Below are 16,210 nucleotides of genomic sequence, written 5' to 3'. Positions count from 1 at the left end.
TTTTTCGGCCACAAATCTGGCTTGGCACTTGCTACAATAGGGACACATGCTAACTACTGCGTGAAATCACAGACCACCCTATGCAGACACTTCCCGATCTAGCCGAATACGAAATCACCGGACAACTTCGATTTGTTGAAAAATCAGCTGGCTATCCAGTAGCGCAAATCACCCACCCAAAAGCCAGCGGCGAAATCGCCCTGCATGGTGCTCACCTAACTGCTTTCCAGCCAGCTGGCGAGAAACCTATCATTTTCACCAGCTCACAGGCTATCTACACTGAAGGCAAAGCCATCCGTGGAGGCATTCCAATCTGCTGGCCGTGGTTTAATGCCCATCCAACAGAGAGCTCATTTCCATCTCACGGCTTTGCCCGCAACCGCTTCTGGAACCTCATTGCTAGCCAAGCAAATGAAGAATTTGTTGAGCTCACCTTTGAGCTGCCCACCCAAGGAACTGAAATTTGGCTACCACAATCAACTCGCACCACCTTGCGCGTTCGCATCGGTCACGAGCTGCAGCTAGAATTGCTCAGCGAAAACTTCAGCAATGAATCCATCACGGTTAGTGAGGCGCTGCACAGCTATTTCTGTGTTTCAGACAGCAGCCAAGTCAGCGTCACCGGCCTAGACCAAGCCCGCTACATCGACACCGTCGGTGAGCAAACTGAGCGTCTACAATCAGGCGATGTTTCTTTCTCAGGTGAAGTAGATAGAATCTATCAAAGTGATGCCACCACCCACATCCTCGATAAAAACTGGAACCGCATCATCAAGATACAAAAATCTGGCAGTGGCTCCACGGTTGTCTGGAACCCGTGGAACGAAAAAGCGGCTGACCTCGGCGATCTAGCTGACGAGGAATACCATGATTTCATCTGTGTAGAAACCGCCAACGCACACGATAAATCCGTTAGCGTGCCAGCTATGGGCAAGCACTTGTGCTCACTTATTATTTCCGCGGAAACACTCTAGCTAAATACCATTTGAGCTTCTAATCACAAACTCAGCTTGCTGAGCTAGTCATTTTGTTAGCTTAAAATCAAAACCATTCCCGCTAGATTGATTTCTCACCGCTGGCAAAACTTTCAGCCCTAGCTGCTAGGGCTGAAATCATTGCATTAAAAATCAGCCGGTGAACTGGGTACAATGCATACCAATACAACACCCCAGCTAGACCAATTGGTTCAAAATACGCCGTCTGAAAAATCCGACAACCGTCACCCTCTGGCTCAACTTTAAACTGTAACCAGGCTGGCCCCGGAACCTTCATCTCCGCGCGCAAAAGTAACTCGCGCTGCGGTATCACTTTTTCTACCCGCCAAAAATCTACCGCGTCACCAACTGCAATCTCGCTCGGATGGCGACGACCTCGACGCAAGCCTGGCCCACCTATCAGCGCGTCAAAGCGCCCACGGATCACCCACGCCCAATTCCACGCTAACCAACCTTCTTCGCCGCCCAGCGTGGTGAAAGCCGCATAGGCGTGCTCAGGCTGCACGTCCGCATAAATACTGCGGATCTCTTTGATCATACCCTGGCTATCGTGCAGCTCAGTCGTCTTACGATTGCCCATTGCCCCAGACCAGCGAGTCTCTATCATCTTCTGTTCACTTTTCTCTAAGGCCAGTTTTACCGCGCGCTCAAAGGGCATCGGCACAACCTGCGGAAAATATTTCTCAGCCATAGCCGTATCAGCAACCACTGAGGAAATCACGCTCTTGATGATAGGCACAGCGAGGTCGTTAGATATAGGCGTCACAAATCCTACCCAGTGAGCCGCTAGACCTGGCGTTAATACAGGCAAGGGAATCACCAGACGCTTGAGCCCGCGTACATCGCCATAGCGCAGCATCATATCTACAAACTTCATGCGCTCACCACCAATGTCCACCACTCCAACAGGACCGACATCCAGCGCTGCCACCAAGTATTCTAGCACATTGCGAATCGCCACCGGCTGCACGTAGTTCATGACCCATTTTGGCGCTACCATCACTGGTAGGCGCTCAGTGAGATAACGCAACATCTCAAATGAGGCCGAGCCTGAACCAATCACTGGCCCAGCGCGAAACTGTGTGCATTGGTAGTTTTCAGCTAACAACTCACCAGTCAACGCTCGGCTAGCTAGATGCTCAGACACTTCTCCTTCACTCGGAAAATGGCCACCTAAATAAATCACATGATCCAGCTGTGAGAATACTTTATTAAACTGACTAACCATTTTCTTCTCCCGCTCAATAAACCCTTCACCCGAGTTGATAGAGTGGACGAGGTAATAGGCGACATCGTAATGGTCCGCCAAACCAGTAACCTCACCCCAGCTAGCATCACTAGCTAACAAGTCAGCTTCGATCACCGTGACCTGAGAAAACCAATCACGCCATGCCACGCGCTCAGCATCACGCACGAGCACAGACACATCATGGCCAAGTTCCAGCAAGAGCGGTACCAGACGACCGCCTACATAACCTGTGGCACCAGTAACCAAGATTGATTTTTTATCCATACTAGCAAACTATCAGCTGGTTCTGAGAAAGCAAGTTAGCGAGAGCGACAATCCGAGAACCCTTGACACAAAGGCAATCGCCAGCACATTTAGCAGTCGTGCACGCCTACATCCACATTCCATTCTGTCACCGCATCTGCCCGTATTGCTCGTTTTACAAGCATACGCCGGGCGGCACAGACATGAAGGCGTTTATTCAAGCAATCTTGCTAGAGGCTGAGCGTCGTGCGAGCGAACTTCCATCCCGCCAGCTGAAAACCCTCTATCTAGGCGGCGGTACACCATCCATGCTCTCGCGCACACACCTAGAAACTCTCTTCACCGGGCTGCGCAGCCACTTTGACCTCAGCCAGCTCGAAGAGCTCACCTTTGAGGCCAACCCAGCTACCTTTGATGAAAAGAAAGCACGCTTTTTTGTCGACCAAGGAGTGACGCGAATTTCTTTAGGCATCCAGTCATTTGACGATGAAATCCTTCAAACACTGGGCCGCGAACACTCAAGAGCGGAAGCGATTGAGTCGGTGAAAATTCTGCACGCCATTGGCATGCCAGAAATCAACATCGACTTGATGTTTTCCATCCCCAAACAATCACTAGCTAGCTGGCGTGATACCCTAGAAACTGCGATTTCTCTCAAGCCACATCACATTTCTGCGTACAACCTAACTTACGAAGAAGATACTGATTTTTTCGAGAAATTCCAGCTGGGTAGCTACCAGCAAACTGATGACGATAATGCGGAGATGTACATGCTGGCGGACGAGCTGCTAGGCAAAGCCAAATTCCAACACTACGAAACATCTAACTACGCTCAGTCAGGATTTCAATCACGCCACAACCAAAGCTACTGGGCGGGAGCTGACTACATCGGTCTCGGCCCGTCAGCCGTTTCCACCATCAATGGCACGCGCTGGAAAAACCTAGCAGACACAGCTGGCTACATCAAAGCGATCCAGCTGAACCGCCACGCGATGACTGAGATTGAAGAACTCAGCGATGATGATCAACGCATCGAGCGCATCGCCCTGCTCTTGCGTACGACCGAGGGATTGCCTGTAAATTACATTCACGACAGCAGCTCACCATTCATAGAAGAATTGCTAGAACGCAACTACGCAGAACTCAATGAACACCGACTGGTTCTGAAAAATGAAGGACGCATGTTAGTCGACCCAATTGCCGAGAAGCTTATCTAGCCAAGCTCTCGCTGACTAACTTTGCCAGCGCTTGATAGCGGATTTTCCCCAAGGGACTGCGTGGAAATTCAGCCAGCTGAACAACATCAGCAAGCGCCTCTAGACTGTTGGCCTGTTGATGGTATTTGGCTAACAAAATTTCCAGCTGCGAGTATTCTAGCTCGCCTTCTATCACCGCAACTAGCTGATGACCGCGGCGCTGATGAGCAATGGCTACGACCGCGATACGGTCAGCAATCAATGAATCCGCTGCCGCCAACTCGCGCAGGTGAGCTTCACAGCTAGTTACGTTAACCAGCTCACCCAGCACCTTCACTAGGTTATCTAATCGGTAGTCGAATTTGATTCCGCGCTCACTAATGCTCACAACGTCATTAGAGCTAAACCAGTCGTCTTTATCCACAGGGTGGAACTCGAAGTTTTCACCAACTGAGCGAACGTAACCAGAGAATAAAGCCTGTCCTTTTATCTGCAACAAGCCCATCTCACCATTGCGCAGTTGCCAATGAGCCAATGGACGCATCCACGGTTCAGTTTGGCCAATATGCTCAGGCAACTCAGTGGCGATCTGTGACGCAGCCTCACTCATGCCGTAGCTGCGCAAGGCTGGCCAGCCAAGTTTCACCGCTTGTTGATAGACCGTGTGGTCTAAATGACCACCACCTATCACTACGCCGCGCAATGAAGCTGGCGCTGGACAATTGAGCTGAACCAAATCAGCCAGCTGGGTAGGAACCATGGAAGTCAAGGTGCAGCCGTCGCGGTCTAGCTGATGAGCAAATGCAGCTGCATCCCATTTTTCTTGATAAGTACTCACACCAATTCCAGCTGCGTAGGCACGCGCTAGAATGCCAAATCCACCCACGTGAAAAATTGGCAACGACAACATCCATCTATCATTTTTATCAACCGACAAGTGGCTGTTCACCGCCTGAGCTGACTGCAGCAAAGCGCGCTTTGATAGAGCGATCCACTTCTGCTCACCAGTCGACCCGGAGCTGGCAAATAACAAATGATTATCTAATTCTCGCTGTCCGCTCACCCATTGCTTCAGCTCATCCACCTGCTGGCCGATGATGGTATTTTCCATCACCATGCCGGTAGAATCATTTTCCCAAAATGCTGGCTGGATTAGCTGAGTCGTGTCCATGTTAGTGAAGTTAGTAATTCGTCAAAGCCTAATCCTGTGCCTGCCGCTGGCGAGAACTCAGGGCCCACTGGAGACAACGCATCAGTAAATTCGTTAGACTCAAAAAGCCCATGAGTAATCAACCCACAAGTGCTTATGCTTTTAGCCGATTCTCTAGCCAAACGAGCTGCCATCCAGGCGGCATAACTTTGCCCAAGAGGGTGGTCCATATATGAGGTGACCACCGCTGGCTGGCTCAAGTTAGCTAGCTGAAAATCACCAGCTAGAGGATTAATCGCCGGCTTGATCACCGAAATAAAGTCTTCACAGCTAGGGTCTGTTGGAGACCACTGGCGGTCCAGCGCAAATGAAATCCCCCACTTTGAACTCAGCTTCTTCCACTGTTCTGGCTGGAATGGAAATGGGTCTTCAAAAAAGTCGATCTGCGAGATCAAAGATGACGGCAGTTGCTGAAGATTGAATTCTAACTCAGCTGGATCAGCTAGCTCATTGAAGTCGATTCGCCAACGTAAGTGCGGAAACTTTTCATTCGCCGGCACAAGAAATTGCCAAGTCTCTGGCTCTCCCGCGCTTTTTATTTTCACCGTCGTGAACCCTCTAGCGACAGCTCTATCGAGTTCATCTAACTCAGCGGGAATAGTGGCATGTGAACGAGGAACGGTGAGGCCATCAAACAGACTACGTTTTTCCCTTCTCGCTAGAGCATCGTGACGAGCGCAATGCAGCGCCGACTGCAAAATCGGGTGATCATTGCCCGCTGCTAACAGACCTAGCAGTTCATCTAAACTGGGATCTCCCAGCACCGTCCACGGGTGCAGACAGGCATATCCGCCGTCCACGCGCAACAAGGCACCATCGTGCCGCGTGCTAGACGAGCGCTTATTAAGAGCGGCTCGGCTCCTTAGCTGGTAATGATGAACATCAATCTGCATGGGTAATGATTAATAAACCCAAGTACACACAGAGGCAAACAAGATGAGGTGCACACCTGCCATGCCTAGGTATTTATTGTAAACTGGGCTAGCGGGCGTGGTGCAAACTGAAACAATCACCTTAGCGCCCAAAGCAAAAGGAATCAGGAACCACAGTAGCTGCAGTGATAAACCTGGTAGAAATGCTAACAACAGATAAGGCGTGATAAACATGGCTAGCAAACTCAGCAGTACAGGTTTTCTCCCCCAGCGAACCGCCAAGGTGCGTTTATCATTGCCGGCGTCCTCTTCAGCGTCGCGCAAGTTATTGATAGAAATTAACAAGGCAGATAAAAAACCTAGCTGTAATCCTAACACAGCCGCCTGCCATGGCCACTCACCTAGCTGGACAAATACCGTGCCCATCACCGCAACGAGGCCAAAAAATAAAATCACAAATAACTCACCCAAACCACGATAGGCCAGCGGCAGCGGTCCACCCGTGTATCCGTATGCTAGATAGAACGACGGCAAACCAATAGCTAACATGATTGGCCCGCGCTCCATGATCATAGGAATGCCGCACAGTGCAGCTATGCCCAAACATGCAAATGCCCAGCTGTATACTTGCTTACGGGTCATCAAACCGGACGCTGTCGCCCGAGTCGGCCCAATGCGCGCCTCGGTATCAGCCCCCTTCTCATCATCGATGGCGTCATTAAAAAAGTTGGTCGCAATTTGAATCCAAATGGCGCCCATCAGGGTACAAAATGCTAACCACAGGTCTAGCTGACCAAAAACCCGCGAGCTTAGTAAGCAGCCCAACCAAACAGGGACTACTGCGGCGGGCAGAGTTTTCGGCCGCGCCGCTAGAATCACTGATTTAAGATTCATGGGACTCGCTGGTAGATAACTAACAAACTATTCAGCTGGCTGGGCGGCTGGTGCGGCTTCGGCATCGGCTTCGTTAACCTCAGCTGAGCGCGGGCCAATCTCAGTCGTTTGGCTGCCATACCACAAAATGGCGGCTGTTCCGGTAATCACCAATAACAGCACCATTAAAATCAACATTCCAAGACAAGACTTCATGGCTGAATCATTGGGTTAAGCAAGGCCAGCTGTCCAGTCTAATCATTTGAGCTCAAGCCTTGCAGCATAAGCACCATCCGTATCGTCAGCAAATGGCGTAATAATACGCTCGTCTGCCAACTTTAGTTTGGGATGTTTGGCGATAAATTCGGCTACTAGCTCAGAGTTTTCACGGCTTTCAATCGAACAAGTCGAATAGATCAATCGGCCAGTTGGTTTCAGGCAAGGAAGTGCATTTTCCAAAATACTCATCTGTGTAGCTACCTGCTCGTCGATGCTTTCTAGCTGAAGCCTCCAGCGCACATCAATACGACGGCGAATTACTCCAGTGTTGGAACACGGCACGTCCAACAAGATCGCATCAAATTTTCCATGCCAATCAGCCGGAGCTGGTTTGGTCCAGTCGTGCACGTCAACACTTGCATTAGCCACTTTGAGTCGCTGTAAATTTTCCTGCAATCTCGGCAAGCGCTTGGCGTTAGAATCAGTACAGACCAGCTCACCGCTATTCTGCATGGCAGCGGCAGCGAGGACAGCCTTGCCTCCAGGAGCGGCACAGGCATCCAGAATAATCTCATCTGGCTGAGGGTCCATCAGCTCTACTGAATGCCTAGTCGCTAGATCTTGAATGTAGATGTAGCCATTGTTCAGCCATTCGTGAGGCATTGCGCCAGTGATGCGGTAAAAGCCATCAACATCCTCCACAGCCTCGGCGACGTCGGAGTTAGCGAGAGCCTCAGCGCCTTCAGCGACTAGCGGATTTACTCTAGCAAAAGTATCAGCAGACTGGTTATTTAGCTGCATCAGCTTGATAGCATTGGCTTTGCCAAATTCCTGCCTCCAGCGTTTGTAGAGCCAGCCCGGATGAGAATAAAGCACATCGGGAGCTAGTTCTTCAGCATCTGACAGGAGCTGCTTTCTTTTCAAAATAGCACGTCTGAGCACGGCATTAATCAATCCACGAACTGGAGCTTTACCACAGTTTACGGTCTCATTGACGGCGGCGTGATCGGGAATGCCGATGATCAAAATCTGTGCGAGCCCGACTCGCAGTATATCACGAGTATCGTGGTCCAGCTTGCCTTTACGTAGTTTGCTAATCCAGTGGTCCAACAACCTGCGATTGCGCAGTACTGTGTTTAGGATATTCTGCAATAGTGATCTATCCTCGCGGGACAAATGATTGCGGCTGGAATGCCTATCAATCAATGTATCCATGTAGGTATGACCATTAGCCCATGCTTTTAGGGCTGATACAGCGGCGCGGCGCACGTTGGTTTTCGGATTGCTCACAGCCGCTGTTTAGCTCAAAAATCAACAAATTACAGCTAATAATTTATTTCACGCTGCTAATGAGCGTATCCATTACACAGCGAACTAACACATGGCTAGTTCACTCTATAATGGATTGGGGGCAGATGATCAGACGGGTAAATTATCGACCAATGCTGTAGTACTCAACTCCCTGAGCCTTAACTGTCTCAGGATCGAGAAGATTGCGACCATCAAAGATCAAATGGCTACGCATACGCTTTTTCAGCTCGGCAATGTCGACATTAGCAAACTGCGGCCACTCCGTAGCAATGACCAGCGCCTCGGCATCATCCAGACAATCATACATGTTGTCAGCAAATTCGATGACTCCATCGAGCTCACCCATAGTTTTTGCGGTGCCGATAGCTTCAGGATCATAGGCAGTGACCTGCGCGCCTTCTTCTACCATTTGTTTGATGAGTCTGATAGCGACAGACTCGCGCACGTCATCGGTATTTTGTTTGAATGCAAGCCCCCAAACTGCGATTTTTTTATCCTGCAGCACCCACAGTTTTTCGCGGATTTTGTCGAGGAAATGAGTCATCTGTGAGGCATTGATGTTCTCAACTTCTTTGAGCAGTTGGAACGGGTAGCCGAGTGACTCGGAGATAGCAATGAACGCTTTGACATCTTTAGGGAAACATGAACCACCATAACCAAGACCTGCATTAAGGAATGAACGGCCAATGCGCTCGTCCATGCCAATGCCTTCAGCTACTTTTTCGATGTCGCCGCCAGATTTTTCACAAATCTTAGCCACAGCATTGATGTAAGAAATCTTCAGCGCGAGAAATGAATTTGCCGCGTGTTTGATCAGCTCAGCACTCTCGATATCGGTGACTAACACTGGTGCAACAAATGGAGCGTAAACCTTTTGCATCAGCTCGCCTGCGCGGTCGTCATTAGTACCAAAAACAATACGGTCAGGATTGAGCAAATCATCAACGGCACAACCCTCACGAAGAAACTCTGGGTTAGATGCGATGCCAAATTCAACGCCAGCTGGCGCGTAACGGCGAATCGTTTCTCCAACTTTTTCACCAGTCTTCACCGGCACGGTAGATTTATCCACAATGCAGCGATAGCCCATTTCAGGCGTCATGCTCTCGGCAATTTCGCGCGCTACTTTTTCAATGAACGAAAGATCAACTGAGCCGTCTGCCTGCGGAGGTGTTGGCACCGCAATAAATACAACCTCACCGTGCTTTACGCCCTCTTCCGTAGAGGTGGTAAACTGCAAGCGCTTGGCATTTACATTCTTCACAACCAGCTCTTCCAAGCCTGGCTCATAAATAGGAATCTGCCCATCTAGAAGCATTTTAACCTTCTCAGCATTATTATCCACACAGCAAACCTCATGGCCTACCTCAGCAAAACATGTTCCAGTTGTCAGGCCTACATAGCCAGTTCCAATGATGGTGATTTTCATAAAATTTAGGATTTTCCCCTGACGAATGCTAGCCATCCGCCAGCGGTCTGCAAGGTAATCTATTGAAAATGTTTAGTAACAAAAGACGCTAACACCCGCACACTCCAATAAGGAATTAATTGTTATATTTGAAAAGATATCGATTCATATACAAGTATATAGAACGACGCCACACCAGCACATAACCAATCATGAAATTTCACCACCTGCACCCGCCTGCTAGACTACCAGCTTTACTACTGAGCACAACCATTTCGCTGTTATCGGCAGCCCGCGCAATAGAGCTCAGCAATAATACCATCACACTCGAAGTCGCAGAGGACGGATCTCTTAATATCTACGATAAAGATAAAAAAGCCATCATCAGCGGGGCGCAGCGAGCCGTTTACTTCCAGCCCGTAGACTTTCAGCTAGAAAATTTATCTCAATGGAAAGCTAACAAGCGCCAACAACGCACGGAAAGATTCCACGATCAAGTGGGAGCTGGCAATACGCTCATCATTACCGAGCAAAATAAAGACGGCGTCATCGCCGAGTTCAGCTACAAACTTTACGACTCAGCTGAGCCAATCGTAGCCATGGGCTTTTCGATTAACAACGCCAGCCAGAGTGACCTTCGCTGTTATGGCGCAGCTACCATGCTATCCGGCAAACTAACTATTTTAGAAAATGGCACTGGTTTTCGCACCTTGCTAGGCTCCTCAGGCAATACGCTCAACAATGTGACCGAGGGCATGGCGAGCCAAGGGTTGAACTCTAGCATGATCACTAGCAAAGTTGGTGATCAACAAATCTCATTAGTCGCCGGCGGATCGAAATATAAAGATTTTCTCCGCCACATCAAAATCAGCCAAGCTGGCAACATCCCCCAGCTAGACATTATTGCTAGAGACCCATTTGGTAGACTCATCACCGCTGGACAGAGTTATGCCAGTGAAGACCAATCTATCATCACCCTAGATGGAAATAATCCATTCGAGGTGCTTGAGAACTATGCAAACTATACCGCACAGCTGAACCAAATCCAGCTGAACTATTATAACTTCCCCACCTTATGTGGCTGGGCGATGGGTAATAGGCTCGGGCACAATGTGCCGTTCAACCGCTCTGACTATCTCGTAGAAGAAGCAAAATTGATAGATGCTACAGGTTTCACTCGCTTCGCCCCAGTGGCCATCCGCCTAGAGCCAGACACCTACGCGTGGAGAGATAATGGCCATACCAGCCAAGGGTGGTGGGACGACAAACACATGCTCAAATACGATCGCCTAGCTGCCCCCTACGAGACTTTCGAAAAATTCTGCCAAGGAATTACCGATGCTAACTGCATTCCATTCACATACCATCAGGTCAACATTCCTTCACGAGATTTTGTCCGCAGCCATCCTAACTGGGTAATTAACAAAGACATTTCCAAAATCGATGCCAGCTACAAACGCTACAACATCTTCATGGATTTCACTAACAAAGAATGGCAAGACTACTACCTAAAAGTCTGGCAACGCTGGCAGGGCAATGGACTCAAAGGCATCAAGTTCGACTACCCACAATCTGGCTGGATGAAAGACGGTGGCTTTGAAGATCCAATTGCAACTACCTCATCAGCCTACCGAGAAAACTTTCAGATCTCACGCACTGGGCTCGGCTCAGACGCATTCATTCACGAACGCAGCCTCGAACATTGGCTGTGGGATAAAAAAGGCGAATACATTGAATTTGAGTACATGCCTAGCGACCTAACTTTGGGCATTGTTGACCTGCAACGCACCGCCAAAGATAACAGCCACCTCGAGCCTAACATGATGGGTCTCATTGGTAAGCGTTGGTACAAAAACCGTGTCCTCTACAACTACTACCCAGATTGTAAAGCGCTACATATTCCGCCAAAATTCTTCACCAATGAGAAACCTAGCACCCGCGAGATTAAGCCCGTGCCTATGCAGCCAGCGGCCCGCCAGAACATACTAACACAGATGTATTTCATCAGTGGACGGTTAGAACTATCATCCGCAATCTCCACGCTGGATAACGAGACTCGTCACGATCTCAGCCGCGTTTTCCCAGTGCTAAATAGCGCCAAATCACCGCGCCCAGTAGACCTTTTCTTAGATAAAGAAAATCCACAAATCTACAGCTACGAAGTTGAGCCTGGCTGGAATCAAGTCATGTTCATCAATACCTATCACCGCGGGCTCACCGATGAAGAAATAAACTCACTCAAAGGTGAAGACCTCTTCTACGCACTCAATCGTGATCCAGCTGGTGTGCAGACAATCAAAGCGCCATTGAGCGGCGATCAATTCAGCACTGGCAGTCTCGGCCTAACCGCTGAAAAATCATACCACGTCTACGATTTCTGGGCCGATAAGTACTTGGGAACCTTCGCTGGATCAGACAGCATCGAGCTCAGCCTAAAACCTCAAGAATCATGCATGGTCTCAGTGAGAGAAGTTCAGCCGCAGCCACAGATTATCTCGTCTGATAGACACATCATGCAGGGAATGTTTGAGCTAACTGACATCAGCTGGAATACGGAAAAATCCACGCTAAGTGGCAAGCTAGAGATTATCTCTAACGACCCTGCTACGGTGACAGTAGCCAAAAATGGTTATCTAAAAACGCCTACTATCGACTGTGACGGCGCAGCTTACAAAATCCACAGCGAAACTAGTGACTACTTCAAAGTCACTTTTGATTCAGCTGAAAGCAAGCAAGTCAGCTGGAGCATCCAGTTCAACTAACAATATCGTCCAGCCAGTTGGTTGCTATTTCCAGCTGGCTGGCTTTTCGCTGTACCTCACAGCTAACATGGCTATCGTTTCGATTATGCCATATATAGACCAAGCTGCTAGAGAGCGCATCGACAAAGGAGAGCGTCCACAAAATGCGGGCGAACTCAACTACACCATCAGCAAAATCATCGACGCCTACGTGATCGACAAAGGAGGCATTCGCTACAGTCACCTGAACGAAGCCATTGGCGCGCTGGAGTGCGCAAAGTTAGAAATTTACCGTCGACTTGCAGCGCCATACGAAGATCTCAAAATCGAACAATCTGGCGATGTCTTTGAGGTATTAGAAGAAGGTGACTAACGAAGCCACTTTTTCCTGTGCATTGCCTTTGAGCCAAACTCCCCCATTTGGTGATTCATTAACAAACAGCTAGCGGTAAGCGCAGTCAATAATGCCATTAGAAGGACAAATAAGATCCAGAAAATTTCTTCAGGCAATGGATGGTGGCTGGAAATCGCTGCAATAAAGCCCTTGATCGTGTGGGACTCAGGGTAATGAATCCAGATCTTCACAAACCAAGCTGCGTTGATTAGCGCAAAGATCCACATGTAATTGCGCCGGTAGCGACGTAAGGTGGCAATCCAGCGGCTCATCTTAAATGTTGGCATCAACAAATCTTCAGCCATCACCTTCTTCCAGTCGCCCTGAAGCAGCTTGGTTTCCCGCATCAAGGTCGGCATGATGAAGTGCGCCTCCAACATTCTAACACGGGCGCGAAAGGCATCGTAAAACCGATAGCGACGCGACTCGATAGAGAGCAATAAAAACACTAGGAAGTTGGCAAATAAGAAGATCAAGTGGGTATTCTCAGCGGAGCCTAAGCCGAAGGTGATCATCGCCGTCGTACCAACAATGGCCCAGTTAGTCGTCACATCAAGCCGCTGGCGCCAGACCATAATACGTCCGAGTTCACCACGATAGAAATGCACCATCACTGCATAATAATCTTTGTCATCTAGCGTTTTGGTATTCACCAAATTAGCAATGGCAGGATCGTCAGTATCATCAATCATCGTCGGCTTCATTTATTGTTGAGACTAGGTGCGGGCAGCGATTTCACACCCAGCCACTAGCTACACAGAGATGCACTATAACATAGACAGCTGAAATTTTCAATGCTCAGCAGGACTTGCGAAATCTTCAGCATTTGCACGGCGAACTGTTTAAGACATCTCAAATGCAACCGTCGCAGGCCAAACAATGTGCCAGCGAGCTAGAATGTCCATCGCCCTATCTAACCCAGCACCATCTGGGTTTACAGATGCCGCCAGCTAGCTTAGCATATCCCCAGTCATGCCTGATTCCAACCGTCACCAACAGCAGCAACAACAACAAGGGCAAAAAGTAACGCTCTGGGGATTGTTCATCAACCTCACCATTGGCATCGCTAAAATCATCATCGGTTGGACCTGTGGTACCAAGGCGTTACTTGCTGACGGCGTGCACAGCCTGCTAGATCTCATCTCGGATTTCGCCGTTTTGCTAGCCTTCAAATTCTCCTTCGAACCCGAAGACGAAAACCACCACTACGGTCACCATAAGTTTACCAGCCTCGTGCAGTTATTCATTGGTATGTTGCTGATAGTGTTTGCCTCAGGCTTAGTTCTCTCTGCATTTACAGATGTTAATATTCAGACTGACCAGCAAGCGCTCGGCGCACTTCCATTTATTGTGGCGCTGATATCGCTCGCTGTGAAAGAAGCACTGTTCTGGTGGACACGCGCGGTGGCTAAAAAACAAAAATCCGACCTTCTCATGGCTAACGCCTGGCACCACCGCAGCGATAGTGTGAGCTCACTCGCCGTCGCCGTCACCCTGCTTTTCATCTGGCTAGCTGGCCCCGACTGGCTGATGCTCGACGACATACTAACAGCAGTCCTAGCATCCTATCTCATCTTCGAAGCTGGCAAGATTGTATGGAAAAGTTGCTCGGACCTGATGGACACCGCGCCGCGCCAAGAAATCATTGATGACCTACGAGAGCACATCCTAACTAATGATCACGCCATTGCCTATCACCAGTTCAGAGTGCGCAAAGTTGGTGATTTTTATGATGTCGATTTCCACCTGCAAGTAACCGCCGACCTCACTATCCAGCAAGGGCACGATGTCTCTGGCGCAGTCAAACAAGCGCTGCTAGATGCTCATCCAGAGGTTCTCAATGTCTTTGTCCACATTGAGCCAGCTACCGCCGACCACCTTGTTGAGCGTGGTATTCACAGCTGATGCACTACTGCACTGGAGCCATTAGACGGGATGATTTCACGAGGAACTTAAACAAGTACGAGCGGCTATTGTAATCATCCACAGTAGCTAGCTCGGATTCAGAAAAGTCATCTAATAACATCGCCTCAACACGTGAGGCAAAATCTTTATCCTTCACCGCAATGGTGATTTCGAAGTTCAGACGAAATGAGCGGTTGTCGAAGTTAGCCGTGCCTACACTAGCAAATTGATCGTCCACCAAAGTCACTTTTTGATGTAAAAAACCTGGCTGATAGCGGTAAACCTTAACCCCTACCTTCTCCGTCTGGTTGAGGTACGAGAACGACGATAGCCATACCAGCTGGCTATCTGCTTTCTCGGGAATTAAGATTCTCACATCCACGCCACGCAATGCAGCCAGCTGGAGAGCGGAAACCACTTGCTCGTCGGGCACAAAGTATGGACTGGCTATCCACAGTCTATCTTGAGCTGAGTTGATCACATTGAGGAAAAACAAGGTACAACTTTCCAGAGTATCAGCTGGCCCGGTAGCTAGGCACAAAGCGGCTGCATTGTTACCTGACTTAGCTGGTTTGGGTGACCAATTAATATCTATCAATGTTTTGCCGCTAGCCCAGTGAAGATCTTCCGCAAAAGGGATTTGTACTGATTGTACAACGGGTCCTCGGAGTCTAACGTGAGTATCACGCCACTCTGGCATGCCAGCCGCCACACCTAAATATTCGTCACCAACATTATGCCCCCCAACAAATGCTTCGTGACCGTCGACAACCACGATCTTTCTATGATTACGGAAGTTCAGCTGAAACCGGTTGGCTGATCCTTTGGTACTGTGAAATGGATAAATTTCCACTCCCGCATCGCGCAACTCACGTCTATAGCTACGCGGTAATTGATGGCTGCCAATCTCATCGTAAAGCATATAAACCCTCACGCCAGCTCGCGCCTTTTCCTCTAACTTGGCTTTGAGTTTTTTGCCTAACTCATCATTGCGAACAATATAGAACTGCACCAAGATGTAGTCTTCAGCGCGGTCGATAGATTCAAAAATGGCATCGAAAGTTTGCTCACCATCGATCAATAAGTCCACCTCGTTGTAGCCAGTAAATGGCAACTTAGCTAGACGCTCCAGCAGCACTGCTTGGTTACTCAAACCATCCACAGCTAGATTCTTTGATTTCAGCTCAGCCATCAAATTACTAGCAACTGGCATGGTATCTATCAAATCCTGTCGTCGAGCAATTGAGTATCCTTCAAAGCGGCTGCGACCAAATACCCAATACGCAGGCACAGCTCCGTAGGGGAAAGTATTCAGGGAGATCACCCAGGCAATTGCGCCTTGGGCTGTTCTCGTCTCCATCACTGCGCGCACAGAAGTTAGTGCGCCAGCTAGGTGAGCAATCAGGACTAGAATGGTCGCTACCTTTTTGCGATGTTGTCGCAAGGCGCCAGTATAACGGCCCAGAACAGGAATCCGCGATATTAGTGATTCGAAAATTCTCCGCTGACGCTCAGTTCCCATGGTTAGCTAGTATTACCTGTTGATGCTAACTGTCAACGTTAGCTTATCGGCTACCAGCTGAAAACCATGGAT

14 protein-coding genes are annotated in these 16,210 nt (G+C 49.1%); 5 read left to right on the top strand and 9 right to left on the bottom strand.

What is annotated here, in order from left to right; all coding sequences use genetic code 11:
• Positions 1–80: 80 nt before the first annotated feature.
• Entirely contained in the window at positions 81–974 is an 894-nt protein-coding gene (locus tag JIN82_RS00595; protein ID WP_200309667.1) for a D-hexose-6-phosphate mutarotase, read from the top strand.
• Positions 975–1,056: 82 nt separating this feature from the next.
• Here JIN82_RS00595 and JIN82_RS00590 read toward each other — a convergent pair whose 3' ends face one another.
• On the bottom strand, positions 1,057–2,508 hold the full coding sequence (locus tag JIN82_RS00590; RefSeq protein ID WP_200309666.1) for an SDR family oxidoreductase: 1,452 nt from the start codon (positions 2,506–2,508) through the stop codon (positions 1,057–1,059).
• 98 nt (positions 2,509–2,606) lie between these two features.
• On the opposite strand from JIN82_RS00590, the gene hemW reads away from it, so the two are divergent.
• Entirely contained in the window at positions 2,607–3,704 is a 1,098-nt protein-coding gene (gene hemW, locus JIN82_RS00585) for a radical SAM family heme chaperone HemW (protein WP_200309665.1), read from the top strand.
• On the opposite strand, the gene JIN82_RS00580 is transcribed toward hemW, so the two are convergent.
• The 6 genes from JIN82_RS00580 to JIN82_RS00555 all read right to left on the bottom strand — a co-directional run bounded on the left by JIN82_RS00580 (position 3,697) and on the right by JIN82_RS00555 (position 9,597).
• A complete protein-coding gene (locus JIN82_RS00580; RefSeq protein ID WP_200309659.1) occupies positions 3,697–4,854 on the bottom strand; it encodes an AMP-binding protein in 1,158 nt (385 codons plus the stop codon). The two genes, hemW and JIN82_RS00580, sit on opposite strands and share 8 nt — an antisense overlap.
• Positions 4,836–5,786, bottom strand: a complete 951-nt coding sequence (locus JIN82_RS00575; RefSeq protein WP_200309658.1) for an enolase-like domain-containing protein — start codon at positions 5,784–5,786, stop codon at positions 4,836–4,838. The genes JIN82_RS00580 and JIN82_RS00575 overlap by 19 nt, the downstream gene beginning before the upstream one ends.
• Positions 5,787–5,795: 9 nt before the next feature.
• A complete protein-coding gene (menA, locus tag JIN82_RS00570; protein ID WP_200309657.1) occupies positions 5,796–6,659 on the bottom strand; it encodes a 1,4-dihydroxy-2-naphthoate octaprenyltransferase in 864 nt (287 codons plus the stop codon).
• Between the two features lie 27 nt (positions 6,660–6,686).
• Complete coding sequence (locus JIN82_RS00565; protein WP_200309656.1) at positions 6,687–6,854, bottom strand: hypothetical protein; 168 nt, start codon at positions 6,852–6,854, stop codon at positions 6,687–6,689.
• Positions 6,855–6,896: 42 nt separating this feature from the next.
• Positions 6,897–8,147, bottom strand: coding sequence for an RsmB/NOP family class I SAM-dependent RNA methyltransferase (locus JIN82_RS17535; protein ID WP_200309655.1), 1,251 nt, complete (start codon positions 8,145–8,147; stop codon positions 6,897–6,899).
• Positions 8,148–8,289: 142 nt separating this feature from the next.
• Entirely contained in the window at positions 8,290–9,597 is a 1,308-nt protein-coding gene (locus JIN82_RS00555; RefSeq protein WP_200309654.1) for a UDP-glucose dehydrogenase family protein, read from the bottom strand.
• Between the two features lie 191 nt (positions 9,598–9,788).
• Here JIN82_RS00555 and JIN82_RS00550 point away from each other — a divergent pair, with 191 nt between their 5' ends.
• Both JIN82_RS00550 and JIN82_RS17045 read left to right on the top strand, forming a co-directional pair.
• Complete coding sequence (locus JIN82_RS00550) at positions 9,789–12,338, top strand: hypothetical protein (RefSeq protein ID WP_200309653.1); 2,550 nt, start codon at positions 9,789–9,791, stop codon at positions 12,336–12,338.
• Positions 12,268–12,690, top strand: a complete 423-nt coding sequence (locus JIN82_RS17045) for a DUF6899 family protein (protein WP_234041671.1) — start codon at positions 12,268–12,270, stop codon at positions 12,688–12,690. Before JIN82_RS00550 ends, JIN82_RS17045 begins: the two co-directional genes overlap by 71 nt.
• On the opposite strand, the gene JIN82_RS00540 is transcribed toward JIN82_RS17045, so the two are convergent.
• A complete protein-coding gene (locus JIN82_RS00540) occupies positions 12,687–13,415 on the bottom strand; it encodes a DUF2270 domain-containing protein (RefSeq protein WP_200309649.1) in 729 nt (242 codons plus the stop codon). The genes JIN82_RS17045 and JIN82_RS00540 overlap by 4 nt on opposite strands.
• 268 nt (positions 13,416–13,683) lie before the next feature.
• Between JIN82_RS00540 and JIN82_RS00535 the strand changes: the two genes are divergently transcribed.
• Entirely contained in the window at positions 13,684–14,616 is a 933-nt protein-coding gene (locus tag JIN82_RS00535; RefSeq protein ID WP_200309647.1) for a cation diffusion facilitator family transporter, read from the top strand.
• 4 nt (positions 14,617–14,620) lie between these two features.
• On the opposite strand, the gene cls is transcribed toward JIN82_RS00535, so the two are convergent.
• Entirely contained in the window at positions 14,621–16,138 is a 1,518-nt protein-coding gene (gene cls / locus JIN82_RS00530; RefSeq protein WP_425511508.1) for a cardiolipin synthase, read from the bottom strand.
• Positions 16,139–16,210: the final 72 nt, after the last annotated feature.

Source organism: Persicirhabdus sediminis, from assembly GCF_016595495.1.
GTDB classification, from domain to species: domain Bacteria; phylum Verrucomicrobiota; class Verrucomicrobiia; order Verrucomicrobiales; family Akkermansiaceae; genus Persicirhabdus; species Persicirhabdus sediminis.
The sequence above is the reverse complement of the archived record's forward strand: the minus strand, read 5'-3'. Positions and strand labels throughout refer to the sequence as shown.